At 69.1% G+C, this 15,525-nt stretch carries 17 protein-coding genes; 3 read left to right on the forward strand and 14 right to left on the reverse strand.

From position 1 onward, the window contains the following. Nucleotides 1–7 precede the first annotated feature (7 nt). The 10 genes from BTO20_RS27665 to pdxR form a co-directional block, all read right to left on the reverse strand. Nucleotides 8–475: a nuclear transport factor 2 family protein gene (locus BTO20_RS27665; RefSeq protein WP_087079163.1), complete on the reverse strand. Its 468-nt coding sequence runs from the start codon at nt 473–475 to the stop codon at nt 8–10. Beyond that, nucleotides 472–1,503, reverse strand: coding sequence for a tRNA (adenosine(37)-N6)-threonylcarbamoyltransferase complex transferase subunit TsaD (gene tsaD / locus BTO20_RS27670; protein WP_087079164.1), 1,032 nt, complete (start codon nt 1,501–1,503; stop codon nt 472–474). The genes BTO20_RS27665 and tsaD overlap by 4 nt, the downstream gene beginning before the upstream one ends. After that, on the reverse strand, nt 1,500–1,964 hold the full coding sequence (gene rimI / locus BTO20_RS27675) for a ribosomal protein S18-alanine N-acetyltransferase (RefSeq protein WP_087079165.1): 465 nt from the start codon (nt 1,962–1,964) through the stop codon (nt 1,500–1,502). The genes tsaD and rimI overlap by 4 nt, the downstream gene beginning before the upstream one ends. Next, a complete protein-coding gene (tsaB, locus tag BTO20_RS27680; RefSeq protein WP_198344085.1) occupies nt 1,961–2,605 on the reverse strand; it encodes a tRNA (adenosine(37)-N6)-threonylcarbamoyltransferase complex dimerization subunit type 1 TsaB in 645 nt (214 codons plus the stop codon). Before tsaB ends, rimI begins: the two co-directional genes overlap by 4 nt. Further along, nucleotides 2,584–3,051 carry a tRNA (adenosine(37)-N6)-threonylcarbamoyltransferase complex ATPase subunit type 1 TsaE gene (gene tsaE / locus BTO20_RS27685; protein ID WP_087079166.1) on the reverse strand — a complete coding sequence of 156 codons (468 nt, stop codon included), beginning with the start codon at nt 3,049–3,051 and terminating at the stop codon, nt 2,584–2,586. The genes tsaB and tsaE overlap by 22 nt, the downstream gene beginning before the upstream one ends. Further along, entirely contained in the window at nt 3,044–4,156 is a 1,113-nt protein-coding gene (locus BTO20_RS27690) for an alpha/beta fold hydrolase (protein ID WP_198344086.1), read from the reverse strand. The genes tsaE and BTO20_RS27690 overlap by 8 nt, the downstream gene beginning before the upstream one ends. Further along, nucleotides 4,153–5,319, reverse strand: coding sequence for an alanine racemase (alr, locus tag BTO20_RS27695; protein WP_087082787.1), 1,167 nt, complete (start codon nt 5,317–5,319; stop codon nt 4,153–4,155). The genes BTO20_RS27690 and alr overlap by 4 nt, the downstream gene beginning before the upstream one ends. A gap of 64 nt (nt 5,320–5,383) precedes the next feature. Next, nucleotides 5,384–6,763, reverse strand: a complete 1,380-nt coding sequence (locus BTO20_RS27700) for a glutamate decarboxylase (protein WP_087079167.1) — start codon at nt 6,761–6,763, stop codon at nt 5,384–5,386. 14 nt (nt 6,764–6,777) lie between these two features. Next, the gene (locus BTO20_RS27705; protein WP_087079168.1) at nt 6,778–8,190 is read right to left on the reverse strand and encodes an NAD(P)H-hydrate dehydratase; all 1,413 of its coding nucleotides are present in this window, start codon (nt 8,188–8,190) and stop codon (nt 6,778–6,780) included. Between the two features lie 101 nt (nt 8,191–8,291). Then, the gene (pdxR, locus tag BTO20_RS27710; RefSeq protein WP_232490874.1) at nt 8,292–9,698 is read right to left on the reverse strand and encodes a MocR-like pyridoxine biosynthesis transcription factor PdxR; all 1,407 of its coding nucleotides are present in this window, start codon (nt 9,696–9,698) and stop codon (nt 8,292–8,294) included. Between the two features lie 57 nt (nt 9,699–9,755). On the opposite strand from pdxR, the gene BTO20_RS27715 reads away from it, so the two are divergent. Beyond that, the gene (locus tag BTO20_RS27715; protein ID WP_087079170.1) at nt 9,756–10,673 is read left to right on the forward strand and encodes a DMT family transporter; all 918 of its coding nucleotides are present in this window, start codon (nt 9,756–9,758) and stop codon (nt 10,671–10,673) included. A gap of 70 nt (nt 10,674–10,743) precedes the next feature. After that, complete coding sequence (locus tag BTO20_RS27720) at nt 10,744–11,037, forward strand: hypothetical protein (RefSeq protein WP_087079171.1); 294 nt, start codon at nt 10,744–10,746, stop codon at nt 11,035–11,037. Between the two features lie 56 nt (nt 11,038–11,093). Here BTO20_RS27720 and BTO20_RS27725 read toward each other — a convergent pair whose 3' ends face one another. From BTO20_RS27725 to BTO20_RS27740, 4 genes are all read right to left on the reverse strand, one after another. Beyond that, nucleotides 11,094–11,483, reverse strand: a complete 390-nt coding sequence (locus tag BTO20_RS27725; protein ID WP_087079172.1) for a DUF5073 family protein — start codon at nt 11,481–11,483, stop codon at nt 11,094–11,096. Then, nucleotides 11,483–12,271 (reverse strand): heavy metal-binding domain-containing protein, encoded by a 789-nt coding sequence (locus BTO20_RS27730; RefSeq protein WP_087082789.1) that lies wholly within the window; start codon nt 12,269–12,271, stop codon nt 11,483–11,485. The genes BTO20_RS27725 and BTO20_RS27730 overlap by 1 nt, the downstream gene beginning before the upstream one ends. Nucleotides 12,272–12,354: 83 nt before the next feature. After that, nucleotides 12,355–13,203 (reverse strand): formyltetrahydrofolate deformylase, encoded by an 849-nt coding sequence (gene purU / locus BTO20_RS27735; RefSeq protein WP_087079173.1) that lies wholly within the window; start codon nt 13,201–13,203, stop codon nt 12,355–12,357. A 10-nt stretch (nt 13,204–13,213) separates the two neighbouring features. Then, a complete protein-coding gene (locus tag BTO20_RS27740; protein WP_087082791.1) occupies nt 13,214–14,608 on the reverse strand; it encodes an L-serine ammonia-lyase in 1,395 nt (464 codons plus the stop codon). A gap of 147 nt (nt 14,609–14,755) precedes the next feature. Here BTO20_RS27740 and BTO20_RS27745 point away from each other — a divergent pair, with 147 nt between their 5' ends. Next, nucleotides 14,756–15,421 carry a GntR family transcriptional regulator gene (locus BTO20_RS27745; RefSeq protein ID WP_087079174.1) on the forward strand — a complete coding sequence of 222 codons (666 nt, stop codon included), beginning with the start codon at nt 14,756–14,758 and terminating at the stop codon, nt 15,419–15,421. Nucleotides 15,422–15,525 lie beyond the last annotated feature (104 nt).

Raw genomic sequence — 15,525 nt, forward strand, 5'->3', positions numbered from 1 at the left:
TCCGCGATCATCTCTGATACGCGCTCGGATCGATCATGAGATGCGCTGACACGTCCCCGACCATCTCGACGTCGACCCTGCGTTCGGTGAAGTGCCAGGCGTGGTCGTCACGAGCGAACGCATCAAAATAGCGCCCGACCACGATGGGTTGCAAGGGCACCGCCCCCGGCCCTTCGAGGACGTTCTGGACGACGACGAAGGTCGACCGCGCCGTCGCCTGACCGCCGTCGATCTCCACGATCGGGTTGAGCACAAGGTGCCGGGTCCGCGGGGTGTTGCCGTGTTCGGGATAGCGGCGGGTGCTCGCTGCGAAGAGTTTTGCGATGTTCTCGGCACCCGACGTGGCCGGTGATGCGGTGCCGCCGAACGTGGCCCGGGCGAGCAGCTGCCCGACACCGTCGAAGTCACCGGCGTCGATGAGCTCGGCATAGCGGTAGAGCAGCTCGGTGATCTCCAGCTTGTCCGACGGGCTCACGCCACCTGCCCCCGCACCACGGGCAGTCCGGGATCGCTCGCGGCATCCAGCGGTGAGGGCGCAGCGCCTGCGGCGATCAGGTGCGCGGCGAACGACGCGATCATCGCGCCGTTGTCGGTGCACAGTCGCGGGCGGGGCACCCGCAGCGTCACACCTGCTGCCGCACAACGCTCTTCGGCCAATTCGCGAAGCCGCGAGTTGGCAGCCACGCCGCCGGCGATCAGCAGTGTCGAGACGCCGAGGTCGGTGGCCGCGCGCACGGCCTTACGCGTCAACACATCGGCGACCGCCTCCTGGAAGCCGGCCGCGATATCGGCCTTGACCTCATCCGAATGCGCAGCTTCCTTTTCCCAATAGCGGGCCACCGCGGTCTTCAGGCCCGAGAAACTGAACACGTAGGGGTCATCGCGCGGTCCGGTCATCCCCCGCGGGAAGACGATGGCGTCACGGTTCCCGGTGCGGGCGAGGTCGTCGAGCACCTTGCCGCCGGGGTAGCCGAGCCCGAGCAGCCGGGCCACCTTGTCATAGGCCTCGCCGGCCGCGTCGTCGACGGTGCTGCCCAGCTCGACGATCGGCTCCCCCAGCGACCGGACATGCAGCAGGTGCGTGTGTCCGCCGGAGACCAGCAGGCCCACGCTCTCCGGCAGCGGGCCGTGGTCGTAGACGTCGGCGGCCAGGTGCCCGCCGAGGTGGTTGACCGCGTAGAACGGGACGTTCCAGCCGGCCGCATAGGCCTTGGCCGCGGCCACGCCGACCAGCAGCGCCCCTGCCAGGCCGGGACCGATGGTGGCGGCGACGACGTCGGGACGTTCGATGCCCGCCGTGTCCAGTGCGCGCCGCATGGTGGGGCCGAGGGCCTCGAGGTGGGCGCGCGACGCGATCTCGGGGACGACGCCGCCGAACCGCGCGTGCTCGTCGACGCTTGAGGCGACTTCGTCGGCAAGCAGCGTGATGGTTCCGTCGTCAGCGAGCTCGGCGATGCCGACTCCGGTTTCGTCACACGAACTTTCGATGGCCAGGATGATCATGATGGGCTCCCCGCGGGAAGGCGTTGCATGGTGTACGCGTCGGCGCCGCTGGCCCGGTAATACCGTTTACGCAGACCGATGTTGACGAATCCGACGCTCTCATAGAGCTTGATCGCCGGTACATTGTCGGTACGCACCTCGAGGAAAACCACTCCCCCGGAGGCGAATTCGAGCATGCCGGCCAGTAGCCGACGGCCGATGCCCTGGCCTTGGAAGTCTGGATCGACACCGATGGTGTGCACTTCGTACTCGTAGGGCCGGACCCGGCCCAGGCGGGAGATCCCGGCATAGCCGACCAGGCGTCCCTCGCTGCGCGCGGCGATGTAGTGGTTGTGCTTGGCGGCCAGCTCGGCATGGAAGGCCCGCGCAGGCCAGGGATCATCTCCGGGGAACAGCTGGGATTCCAGTTCCGCGCAGCGGTCCGCGTCGGCTTTTTTCAGCGCGTCGTACGTGATGGTCATTTCCGCACCGCCACAGACGGTTTGGCATCGGGCCGGCGCAGGTACAGCGGGATCAGCGGTGCCGGTTCGGCCCAGTTTCCCACCGCCGCGACCAGGCCGTCGGGTGTCGGGTACACCGGCTCCAGGCGCGGCAGGTCGAACAACGCGGCATGCTCCGGTGATCCAGCCACCTGCTCGGCCCCGGCCGGTACGTCGGCGGGTGCGTCGACGGCCGGGCCGTCGACCCGCAGCCCGTCGCGATAGCGCGCCCAGTACACCTCGCGGCGCCGGGCGTCGGTGACCACCAGGACCTCGCCCGAGGTACGGACCCCGATGGCGTCGAGGCTGCACACGCCGTACACCGGGACCCCCACGGCATGCCCGAACGCCGCGGCGCTGGCCATCCCGACCCGCAGCCCGGTGAACGGGCCGGGACCGCAGCCGACGACGACGCCGTCCAGATCGGCCACGGTCAGCCCGGCGTCACTCAGCGCGGCGAGCACATTCGGGGTGAGCTGCTCGGCATGCGCCCGCGGGTCGATGGTGACCCGTTCTGCCAGCGTCGTCACGGTCCCGTCGTCGGCGCGCCGGACCACCCCGGCGCTGACCGCGGGGGTGGCGGTGTCAATCGTCAGCAGGTTCACGGCGCGTTCCACTGCCACGTCACGGTGCGGACCTCACTGTCAGGATCCCGGTCGATCCGGATGTCGAGATGGTGATCGGACAATCGCTCGGCCAGCCCCTCGCCCCACTCCACCACCACGACGGCGTCTTGGAGATCGGTGTCGAGGTCGAGCGCGTCGAGTTCGCCCAGCAGGTCGGCCCCGGCATGGTCGAGCAGCCGGTACATGTCGACGTGGATCATCGCGGGCCGGTCGGCTTGGCGGGCGCGGTGCACCCGGGCCAGCACGAAGGTCGGCGACACCACAGGCCCTTCGACATCCATCGCCTGGGCAATCCCCTTGGCCAGCACTGTCTTACCCGCGCCCAAGGGCCCGGACAGCACCACGACGTCCCCGGCGCGCAAACCGGCGCCGAGCGTCGCGCCGAGGGCGATGGTGTCGTCGGCCGTGGTCGGTTGCGCGGTACCGGCGGTGCGTTCAGTCATGGGGCCGAACCCGGTCGCGCACCCGCCGCGACAGCGTGACCAGTTTGGACGGGGTGGCCCGCTGGACCAGGCCCACCAGTGCGTCGTCGATCACCTCGGGCTCCTCCAGTTGCACCAGGTGGCCCGCACCCCCGACGATCATCAACTCGGATTTTCCTAGCTGCGCGGCCATGGCCTCTGAGTATTCCATCGGGGTGAGCAGGTCCCGGTCACCGCACGCGATCAATGTCGGCACCCGGGCGAGCACCGGCAGTGCCGCGGACTCGTCGTGGACCTCGAGGGCGTGCAGGAACTCCACCAGCGTGGCGATCGGCGTGCTGTGCATCATCTGCTCGGAGAACTCCACCACGCTCGGGCTGATCTTCTCGTCGCCGTAGGACGCGGCACGCAGAATCGGGCCGATGACCGACCGCGCGGCACCGCGCGTGCGATGCACCGTCTTCGGGGCGTATCGTGCGGCGAACCGCACAGCCTCCAGGGCCGGGTTGCGCAGGATCTCGCCGAGCGGAGAGCGCGAAACCCCTTCGGCGGCCGACGCGATCAGCGCGGCACCGACCACCCGCGACGGATAGCGCTTGGGGAACTGCCGGGCATGCGACAACACGGTCATGCCGCCCATCGAATGGCCGACCAAAACCACCGGACCTCGTGGAACCGTCACCGCCAGTACGGATTCGAGGTCTTGGCCGAGCTGCTCGACGGTGTAGGTGTCGGGGTCGGACGTTCCCGACTGGCCGTGGCCACGCTGGTCGTAGAACACCATGCGCACCTGCGGGCCCCACTGTTCGGCCAGCCGGGCCCGCTGAAAGTGGAAGGCGCCCATCTGCAGACAGAATCCGTGCGCGAACACCACGGTCAGCGGCGCGTCGAGCGGCCCGACCTCGCGCACCGCGAGCGGCACCCCGTCGGCGGTGGTGACGACCGAACTGCGGTCGGCGTCGAGAAGGTGGAAATCCTCACCGGCGTACGGGTCCTCGGTGAGGACGCGTCGCCCCAGCGACCGCGCCACCGAGGCACCGGCGACGGTGCCGACGGCGGTCAGCCCCGCTGCACCCGCCAGCCAGCGGGCCCGGTGGTGATGCTCATCGGGGGCGCGTTCGCTCAATGGCCCTGGCCCGAAACGTAGCTGCGGACGACCCGGCCGCGCGGGCTGGTGACGATCTCGTAGTGGATGGTGTCGAGCAGATCAGCCCAGTCCTGGGCGGTGGATTCACCCTGGGTACCGGGCCCGAACAGGATCGCGTCGTCACCCTCGGTGACATCGGATGCGTCCGGCCCGAGGTCGACGACGAACTGGTCCATGCAGACCCGCCCGACGGCGCGCCGAGGTTTGCCCTTGATCAGCACGTCGATCCGGCCACTGAGGGCCCGGTAGACACCGTCGGCATAACCGAGGGGCAGTAGCGCCAGGGTGGTGTCGCGGTCGGCGACCCACAGGTGCCCGTAGGACACCCCGTCCCCGGCCCGGACCGAACGCACCAGGGCCACAGGGCATTTCAGTGTCATCGCCGGTCGAAGTCCCACGTCGCCGCGGTCCGGGACGGGGTTGAGTCCATAGACCGCGACGCCGGGGCGCACCATGTCGAACGCCAGGTCCGGCCGGGTCAGCACGGCCGGTGAGTTGCTCAGATGCGCGATCTCGACAGGCACACCGTGCTCGCGGGCCCGGTCACGCATCTCGGTCAACCGCTGTGCCTGCACGTCGTTGAACGGGTGCTCGGGTACGTCGCCGTGCGCCAGGTGGCTCATGATCCCGCGCACCCGGATCGCACCGTCGGTGTGTGCGCGGTGCAGTGCGGTGAGCATCGCGGGATAGTCGGCGGCGCTCACGCCGTTGCGGCTGAGCCCGGTGTCGACCTTCACCGTCACGGTGGCGGGGCGCCCGACCTGGGTGACCGCCGCAAGCACCTCGCCGAGCTGGCGCACCGAGGACACCGCGAGCTGGACGTCGGCCGCGACGGCCGGGGCGAAGTCTGTGCCCGGCGCGTGCAGCCACGCGAGCACCGGAGCTGTGATCCCGGCTCCGCGCAGCGCCAGCGCCTCACCGACGGTGGCGACGCCGAGTTCGGCGGCCCCGGCGGCAAGTGCGGCGCGGCCGACCTGGACAGCCCCGTGCCCGTAGCCGTCGGCCTTGACCACCGCCATCACCTGCGCCGGCCCGGCCAGCTCGCGCAATACGCCTATGTTGTGCTCGACGGCGCCGAGATCCACCACTGCCTGCGGCGTTGGGTGCGGGGTCAGGGGGGTCGTGAGTTCGGTCGTCTGCATCGTCATATCACCGCCCGCCATTGTCCCAGAACCGGCGAGCGGCCCCGCACCGGAGCGTGCCGCGTCAGTGCGTGAAGGGCTGCACCCGGTCGAAGAATCCACCCGGCTTGAGTTTGTCGAGGTGGCCCAGGGCGGTGATCATGTCTTCCTTGAGGGCCCGGGCCAGGTCGGCCGAGAAACCCTCACGGACCACGATCCGCAGCACGACAACCTCGGACGCGTCGTCGGGCATGGTGTAGGCCGGAACCTGCCAACCGAACGCGCGCAGCGCCTGCGACACGTCGAACTCGGTGTACCCCGGATCGCCGGTGAGCCGGAAGCTGATCACCGGGATGGCCGATCCGTCGGAGATGATCTCGAAGTGCTCGCTGGCCCGCAGCTCGTCGCCCAGCCAGCGCGCGGTCTGTGACAGGCACTGCATGACCTGGGTGTATCCGGCCCGGCCCAGGCGCAGGAAGTTGTAGTACTGGCCGACCACCTGGTTGCCGGGCCGCGAGAAGTTCAGGGTGAACGTCGGCATGTCCCCGCCCAGGTAGTTCACCCGGAACACCAGGTCTTCGGGCAGGTGGTCTTTGCTGCGCCACACCACGAACCCGATGCCCGGATAGGTCAGCCCGTACTTGTGCCCGCTGACGTTGATCGACACCACCCGCGGCAGCCGGAAGTCCCACTGCAGGTCGGGGTGTAGGAACGGCACCACGAAGCCACCGCTGGCCGCGTCGACGTGCACCGGGACATCGACACCGCCACCAGCCGCCAGTTCGTCGAGCGCCGCGCAGATCTCGGCGATCGGTTCGAGCTCACCGGTGAACGTGGTGCCCAAGATGCCGACGACGCCGATGGTGTCCTCGTCGACCGCGCCGAGCACCTGTTCCGGGGTGATGACGTAGCGCCCCTCAGTCATCGGCAGATATCGCGGTTCCACGTCGAAGTAGCGGCAGAACTTCTCCCACACCACCTGAACGTTGGAGCCCATCACCAGATTGGGCGTCCGGCCCTTCCAGCCGTCGCCGACCTTCTCGCGCCAGCGCCATTTCAGGGCCAGGCCGGCCAGCATCACGGCCTCGCTCGATCCGATGGTGGAGACCCCGGTGGCACTCGCCGGGTCGTCGTCGCGCAGGTCTTCGGCGTGGAAGAGGTCGGCGACCATGTTCACGCACCGCGTCTCGATGGCCGCGGTCGCCGGGTACTCGTCCTTGTCGATCATGTTCTTGTCGAACGTCTCCGCCATCAGCTTGCCGGCCTCGTCGTCCATCCAGGTGGTGACGAAGGTCGCCAGGTTCAGCCGCGAGCTGCCGTCGAGCATCAGCTCGTCGTGGATGAACCTGTACGCCGCAGCGGGTTCCATCGCGTCGTCGGGCAGGCGCAGCGCCGGGACCGGCGCCATGTCCAGCCGTCCGGTGTAGGCCGGAGCGACTTGGGCGTGGGAATGCTTGCGGGACATGTTGATCCTTCCGGTTACAACGACGCGATCGCGGTGCGGATGTGAGCGAGGATGGCCGACGCCGATGTGGGCGCCGGTCGCGGACCCGGGTCGGCCGCGGAGAGGTTGGCCGCACGGGCATGCACGAACGCTGCGGCCGCGGCGGCCTGCGTGGGCTGCAACCCGGCCGCCAGCAGAGATCCGATGACGCCGGAGAGCACGTCCCCCGAACCGGCGGTGGCGGCCCAGGATCCGCCGGCCGGGTTGAGGTAGGTGGTGCCGTCGGCGCCGGCGATGACGGTGACATTGCCCTTGAGCAGGACCGTGGCGCCGAGCCGGTCGGCGAGCCTGCGGGCGGCGCCGACGCGGTCGTCGCCGACGGGTTCACCCGCCAACCGCTGGTACTCCCCCGCATGTGGGGTCAGCACGGTCGCGGCACCGCGCCCGGTCAGCAGGCCGGGGTCTTTGGACAGCAGCGTCAGTCCGTCGGCGTCGACCAGGACCGGCAGGTCGGTGTCGAGGGCGAACCGTAGTGCGGCCTTCGCGTCGTCGTCGGTGCCCATGCCGGGGCCTGCCACCCAGGCCTGCACCCGCCCGGCTTCCTCGGGGCCTGCCGAGGCGATCACTTCGGGCCAGTGGGAAAGCACCTGCTGTGCAGCGCTTCCCGCGTAGCGCACCATTCCGGAAGTGGCGGCCACAGCGGCCCCGACGCTCAGCACCGCGGCCCCGGGATAGGTCGCCGAACCGGACAGCAGGCCCGTCACGCCCTGCGTGTACTTGTCATCGTTCGGACCCGGGACCGGCCATAGCGCTCTGACGTCGTCGGCGTCGAACCCGAGCACGTCCGTGCGGGGCAGGTCCAGGCCGATGTCGACGAGTTCGACGCGTCCGCAATCGGCCAGTGCGTGTACGGGTTTCAGCCCGCCGAAGGTCACGGTGAGCGCGGCCTTCACATGCGGGCCGTCGATGGCCCCGGTCTGCACGTCGATGCCGCTGGGGATGTCGACGGCGACCACTGGTGCGGTGTTGGCCGCGAACACCTCGGCGGCGGCCGGCCGCAGCGCACCGCGGCCCGAGATGCCGACCACCCCGTCGATCACCAGATCTGTTGCGGCAGAGATGGTTTGCACCACACGTCCGCCGGCGGCGCGGAATCCCGCCAACGCTGCCGGGTGGGTGCGGTCCACGTTGAGCAGAATCGCGTCGGCCGCGGCACCACGACGGCGCAGGAAGGTCGCCGCCCACAGTGCGTCGCCGCCGTTGTCGCCGGAGCCGACGACGGCGCACACCCGGCGGCCGGCGATCCCTCCGGTGCGGGCGACCAACTCGCGGGCGATCGCCGTCGCCAATCCGTAGGCGGCGCGGCGCATCAGGGCACCATCGGGCAACGTTGCCAGCAGCGGCGCCTCGGCGGCTCGGATCGCATCGGCGGTGTAGTAGTGCCGCATCAGCTCCCGCCCCGATCGATGACTCTCGACATGCCCGCGCGCCAACAGGTTACGCGGGATCATGCAATCAAGTCATGGGTTCGGGTCACGCATGGGCGCTGTCACTGCACGACGCGCGCGATGGTGGCCCCCGCCGCGCGTAACCGATCGGGAGGGTGTGAGGCGTAGCCCAGCACGAGCCCGGGTGAACCGGGTAGCCGCCGATGCCAGGACAACGGGTGCACCAGAACACCGGCTGCACGCAACTCGTCAGCCAGCGCCACATCATCGATGCCTGCGGGCAGCGTGACCAACAGGTGCAGGCCCGCGGCCACCCCGGTGACCGTTGCCGCGGGCACCGCGCCGGACAGGCTCTGCAGCAGCGCGTCGCGTCGCGTCCGGTGCCTGGCCCGGACCAGCCGGACATGCCGGTCGTACTCGCCGGATTCGAGCAGCCGCGCCAACACCAGTTGCGGCACCGTCGGGCTACCCAGGTCGGTGGCGTGCTTGGCGGCCACCAGCTCGGCGAAGCGGCTGCGAGGCGGCACCAGCCAACCCAGCCGCAACGCGGGCGCCAGGCTCTTCGAGGTGCTGCCGGTGTAGGCGACGCGGTCCGGTGCGGCCGGATGCAGTGCCGGGACGGGCGCGCGGTCGTAGCGGTATTCGGCGTCGTAGTCGTCCTCGACGATCAGTTCGCCATCCCACGACAGCAGTTCCCGCCGTCGCTGGGGAGCCAGCACCACGCCCGTCGGGAACTGGTGCGCCGGCGTCAGGAAGGCCACGGCTGCACCCGATGCGGCGAGCGCATCCACGCGGATGCCGTCGTCGTCGACCGGCACCGGAACCGCTCCCAAGCCCCAGTATTCGAGTTCTTCGACGGCACCGCGCGAGCCCGGATCCTCGACCGCGATTTCCTCGGTTCCCTCTCGCCGCAGCTGTTGGGCGAGCAGGGCCATGGACTGCGCCACCCCGGCGACGACGAGGATGTCGTCGGGCTCCACCCGCAGCCCGCGCGTGCGTCCCAACCAGGGAGCCAACGCGGTGCGCAGCCGCGGGTGCCCGCGAGGGTCTCCGTAGCCGAGGTCTTCGGGCGCGGTCTCGGCCAGCACGGCGCGTTCGGCGCGCAGCCAGGTGCTGCGCGGGAACGCCGAGAGATCCGGCACCCCGGGCGAGAGGTCTATCCCCTCGGCGAGGGTCAACCGCGGGCGCGGGAGCCGGTGCGTGTCGAAGCGCGGCGCGGCAGGCGCCGAGGACCGGGCCGGCCGGGCGAGGACCACGGTTCCGCCGCCGGAGCGCCCGCTGACCAGGCCCTCGTCGGTGAGCCGACGGTATGCCTCGACCACCACCCCGCGCGATATCCCCAGTTCGCCGGCCAGCACGCGGGTGGCGGGCAATCGAGTATCGGGCACCAGCCGACCGTCGGAGATCGCGGCGCGGAACGCATCGGTGAGCCACGCGGTGAGACCACGGCCCGGCGCGGTCGATGGGTCGAGCTGGAGGAAATCTGCCCCGAACGAAACTTGGTCCACTAAATGCGTCCGTTCTTGGTGCTGTTTGTTGAGCCATGATCCGACCAGCATGAGCTCATGTCCAGCACCACCCGCGCAGCGCTTTGCGGCTCCCTCGGTATGACATTCGTCGGCGGCAGCGTCGCGGTCTCCGGGATGCTCGCCGGTGCCCCCTTACTCACCGCTCAGGCACTCCGATACGCGCTCGCATGCGCGCTTCTGCTCGGCTGGGTGCGGCTGACCGGCGGGACCGTGCGACGCCCGCGCGGCAACGAATGGCTCTGGCTCGCGGGTATCACGGTGAGCGGGTTGGTGCTCTTCAACATCGCACTCGTGCACGGCTCGCGGCATGCCGAACCTGCCGTGCTGGCGGTCGCCGTCGCCTGTGTACCGGTGGCGTTGGCGACGATCGGCCCCGTGTTGGAGGGGCGACGGCCTACCACCCGCCTGCTCGCGGCGGCGCTGGTGGTGAGCGCGGGGGCGGTCGTCGTCGAAGGACTCGGCAACGCGGACGCGACGGGCCTGCTGTGGGCGCTCGTCGTCTTCGCGTGCGAGGCGGGATTCACCCTGCTTGCGGTGCCGGTCCTCGGCTCGCACGGCCCGGCCGGGGTGTCGGTGCACACCACCTGGATGGCCGCAGCCATGTTCGGCATACTCGGACTGAGCACCGAAGGTTGGCGTGCGGCAACCACATTCGACGTCGGCGAGGTCATGGCCATCGGCTACCTTGCGGTCGGCGTCACCGCGCTGGCGTTCATCCTGTGGTACACGTGCGTAAGCCGGTTGGGCGCCGGGCGGGCCGGCCTGCTGACCGGGTTGGCCCCGGTCGCCGCGGCGGTGATCGGCATCCCCGTCACCGGATCGTTGCCCACGGCCCCGGTGTGGGTCGGCGTCGCGCTGATCGCATGTGGGCTGGCCGCTGGGCTGGGTGCCACGCCACGACCGGATCCCGAAACGTCACCCGATCTGCCTGCGGCCGCCCCGGTTGAGGTTTAGCGCTCGCGCGACCGGGTTAGCCAATGAGTCGGTCCAATTTCATCCCGACTCAGATTGGAGTTGCACCACTATGACATTCACCAAACTGTTCGCAAGTGCCCTGGTTGCCGGTGGGATGGCCGCAGCGGGTGCAGCGGGATTGAGCGCAGCAACGGCGAGCGCTGCACCGCAGGCCCCGGTCGCGCAGAATATGCCGATGATTCCCATGGCGCCTCCGGCCGGCCCCAACCCTGGGCCGCCGCCGGTGTGGGCTCCGCCGGCGCCGGCCGCGCCGGCGTGGGGCATGGGCAACCCGCAGGTGTGGGACAGCGGTTGGCAGCACTGGGGTGTGTGGATGAACGGTGTGTTCATCCCGACGTACTGATCAGCGGGTAGTACCGCATGCCGCCATCGCAGCGTCGCTGCGATGGCGGCTCGCCGTCACTGAGCCGGCCACGCGCCGGTGCCAGGCTGCAGAACCTCCAGTGCCGCATCGATGTTCGGCACAATGGTGTCGCCGTATCCGCCCACCAGCTGCCCCAGCGCGCGGGCGATGTGCGGCCCGACCGCCGCGGCCGCCAGGGCCTCTTCGGCGATGACGATGCCATTGACGACATGGGCGGTGTGCAGCCGCCCGTCACGTCCCAGTTCGTAACGCCAGTCGGCGATCTGGATCCGCTCCGGGGCCGACCGGAACATGCCCCGCTGCGCCGGCGTGTGCACCACGCCGGGCACCCCGGCGAACACGGCGACGACGAGTCCCACCCCGCCCGGCCCGTCGAGTGCGGCCGTGACCGTCCGGCTGACCCGTAGGGCGTCGAACGTGCTCACTATCCGCTCATCGGCAGGACGAACGACGGTTCGATGGCCTCGCCGGCTCCGGTCTGGCGCACCGCGGTGCCCGCGGCGTAGAACTCCAGCGTGTGAAAGCCCCAGCAGTAGTTGTCCACCGCGGTGAACACACCGACCACGCCTTTGGCACCGTCGCGTTCGGCCTCGGCCTGCATACGTGACATCGCCAGTTCCCGGGCCTGATAGTTGCCCTGGGTCCACTGCGGCATCTCGACGTTCTGCCCGATCTGGCGCATGGTCTGCAGGAAGCCCTGGGCCGCGACGTGGAAGACGCAGTTGCCCATCACGAACGCGACCGGGGCCCACCCGGCCCGCAGCAGCGTGATCAGGTCCTGCCCCGAGAGATGACTGCTGAAGGCCTGGCCGTTGGGACGGCGGAACGCCCCCGGCTGCGCGGCGTAGCGTACCGCGGTCCCGACGGCGATGAACTCCAGGTGCTCCCCGGATTCACCGTGTGCGCGCCAGTACAACTCGACGCCGACGACACCGTCAGCGCCGACATTGTCGGCCTCGGCCTGCATGCGCGCCATGGCATTCCAGCGGGCCCGGTAGGTCGCCTCGGTGAGCACGGTCAGCTCCATCTGCTGCCGCAGCCCGCTGAACTGGAAGCCCACGTGATAGACCGACACACCCATCACGAGGTCGATGGGTTCGAATCCGGCCCCGTGCAGCAGGACGAATTCGTTGACCGTCAGATCGGAGGTGAAGATGCGGTCGGCGTGCGACAGCCGCTCACCGGCGACGGGGTCGAGAGGGTTGGGTTGCATGCCCCAATCGTCGTGCCCCACCAGGTCCCGCGCACGCGGATTGCCCTGGTCGGAACCGACGTACAGCTAACTCACAGCACTGCTCAGCGGAAGACGACGGTGCTGTGTCCGTTGAGCAGGACCCGGCTTTGGCAGTGCCAGCGCACGGCCCGGGCCAGCGCCAGTGCCTCGGCGTCGCGGCCGACGGTGGCCAGCGCGCGCTCGTCGTAGGTGTGATCGATGCGGATCACTTCCTGCTCGATGATCGGCCCCTCATCGAGTTCGGGGGTCACGTAGTGCGCGGTGGCACCGACCAGCTTGACGCCCCGCTGGAACGCCTGCTGATACGGGCGTGCGCCTTTGAACCCCGGCAGGAACGAGTGGTGGATGTTGATGGCACGGCCGTAAAGCGCGGTGCACGCCTCGTCGGAGAGCACCTGCATGTAGCGGGCCAGCACCACCAGGTCGATGTCCAGATCGTCGACGAGTTTGAGCAATTGGGCCTCGGCCTGCGGCTTGTTCTCCGCGGTGACGGGGATGCGGTAGAAGGGCAGCCCCGCCGCCTCGGCCATGGATCGCAGGTCGTCGTGGTTGGACACCACGGCCGCCAGCTCACCGTCGAGAGTGCCTGAGCGCCAACGGAACACCAGATCGTTGAGGCAGTGTCCCTGCTTGGACACCATGACGAGCACCCGGGGCACGCGGTTCCCCCGGATCGTGAACGACATGCCGAATTCGTCTGCGGTGGAGGCGAACTCGTCGATCAGCTGGTCCTCGGTGCAGTCTCCGTCGACCTGGAAGGCCGTCCGCAGGTAGAGCTGACCGCGCACGGCGTCGTCGAACTGCTGATGCTCGACGATGTCGCCCTTGTGCTGGAACAGGAATCGGGTGATGGCGTGGACGATGCCGGGCCGCTGCGGGCAGGTCAGGGTCAGGGTGAAGGTGGTGGTCACTGCTTGCCTCTCAGCACTCGACCACGTTGAGCGGCAGCTCGACGACGTTGAGCGCCAAGCCGCCACGAGCGGTCTCCTTGTACTTGACGCTCATGTCGGCGCCGGTCTCACGCATGGTCTTGATCGCCTTGTCCAACGACACGTGGTGCGTGCCGTCGCCGTGCAGGGCCATGCGGGCGGCGCTGATCGCCTTGATCGAGCCGACGGCGTTGCGCTCGATGCACGGGATCTGGACCAGGCCACCGACCGGGTCGCAGGTGAGGCCGAGGTTGTGTTCGATGCCGATCTCGGCGGCGTTCTCCACCTGGGCGGGCGTGGCGCCCAGCACTTCGGCCAGTCCGGCGGCCGCCATCGAGCACGCGGAGCCCACCTCCCCCTGGCAGCCCACCTCGGCGCCGGATATGGAGGCATTCTCCTTGAACAGCAACCCGATTGCGCCTGCGGTCAGCAAGAATCGCACCACGCCGTCCTCGCTGAAGCTGCTGATGAACTGGCGGTAGTAGTGCAGGACAGCGGGGATGATGCCGGCGGCACCGTTGGTGGGCGCGGTGACGACGCGACCGCCAGCCGCATTCTCTTCGTTGACCGCCAGCGCGTACATGGTCACCCATTCCATCGCCCGCAGTGCGTCGTGCTCGTCGCCGCCGTTCTCCAGCCGCTCGCGCAGTTCGGCGGCGCGGCGGCGGACCTTGAGCCCGCCGGGCAGCACGCCGGTCACATGCGTTCCGCGGTCGACGCACTGCTGCATGACGTCCCAGATGTGCAGCAGGCCCGCCCTGATCTCGGCCTCGCTGCGCCACACCTTCTCGTTGGCCATCATGAGATCGCTGATGCTCATGCCGGTTTCGGCGGTGAGCCGCAGCATCTCGGCTCCGCTGCTGAACGGGTACGGCACGGGGGTGGGGTCGACAACCAGGATTCGGGTGCCGGTTTCATCCTCGTCGAGAACGAAACCTCCGCCGACGGAGTAGTACTCGCGACGTTCCAGCTGCTTGCCCGCCGCGTCGAACGCGTGGAACACCATGCCGTTGCTGTGGAAATCCAGGCGTTCGCGGCGGTGCAACACGATGTCTTCGTCGACGTCGAACCGGATCGGGCGGGTGCCCGCCAGCCGCAGCTGCCCTTCGGAGCGGATGGCGTCGACGCGCGGATCGGCCGCGACCGGGTCGACCAGTTGCGGTTGTTCGCCTTCCAGGCCCAGCACGACGGCCTTGACGCTGCCGTGGCCGTGGCCGGTGGCGCCGAGCGAGCCATACAGGTCGCAGCGCACGGTGGCGGTGTTCTCGATGAGGCCCTCGGCCGCGAGGCGCGACACGAACAGATACGCGGCCTTCATGGGCCCGACCGTGTGGGAGCTGGACGGGCCGATGCCCACCTTGAACAGCTCGAAAACGCTGACAGTCACGCCGTTGACCTTCGTGTTCGGTGACGACCTCAGAAGACTCACACGCCACTCGCGGTTAGATACGCGATTAATATATCAACTGCTTTTTAATCTGCATAGGTGCGTTCGCACGCAATAACTGTTGGATATCACTGCTAGGATCGGGCCGTGGCGATCATCTCCATCGGCTCAGAATCCGCACCGGCCTCGCTGGCCGACCGTGCGTACCTGGCCCTGCGAGACCAGCTCACCACGCTGCAGATCAGGCCGGGTGAGCCCATCGACGACATCCGGGTGGCCAGCGAACTCGACGTCGGCCGCACTCCGGTGCGCGAGGCGCTCAAGCGCCTCGAAGACGATCGCCTCGTCATCTCCTACCCCCGCCGCGGAACGTTCGCCACGGGCGTGGAGATCACCGATCTGGCCTATATCAACGAGATTCGACTGCAGCTCGAACCCCTGGCCGCCCGGCGCGCGGCCGAGCGTGCCAGCGCCGCCCAGCGCGACGAGTTGCAGGCACTGCTGGACGCGTACAAGACGGTCGAGGATCTGCCGACCGATCCGACCGAATTGATGCGGCTCGACATCACCATCCACCGCAGCATCTACCGCGCGGCGGGCAATCCACATCTGGAAGACGTGCTGGTTCGCTACCACAACCTCGTGACGCGGATCTTCTGCCTGTTCCTCGAGCGGCTCACCGACGTCGCCGAGCACATCAACGAGCATTCGGCCATCCTGTCGGCCATCATCACCGGCGACGGCGATGCCGCCGCCGAACTCACACTGCAGCACGTGACCGGCTTCGAGGTCGGAGTGCGCGCCGTCATCTGACGCACATCTGTCGCGACGCGTCCTGATTCCGTACGCCGAATCAGGCCCGACCTGTTGTGCTGCGCACTGTGCCGAGCGTGTCGACTTTCGCGACGACACACCGC

This window comes from Mycobacterium dioxanotrophicus (assembly GCF_002157835.1).
Lineage (GTDB): Bacteria > Actinomycetota > Actinomycetes > Mycobacteriales > Mycobacteriaceae > Mycobacterium > Mycobacterium dioxanotrophicus.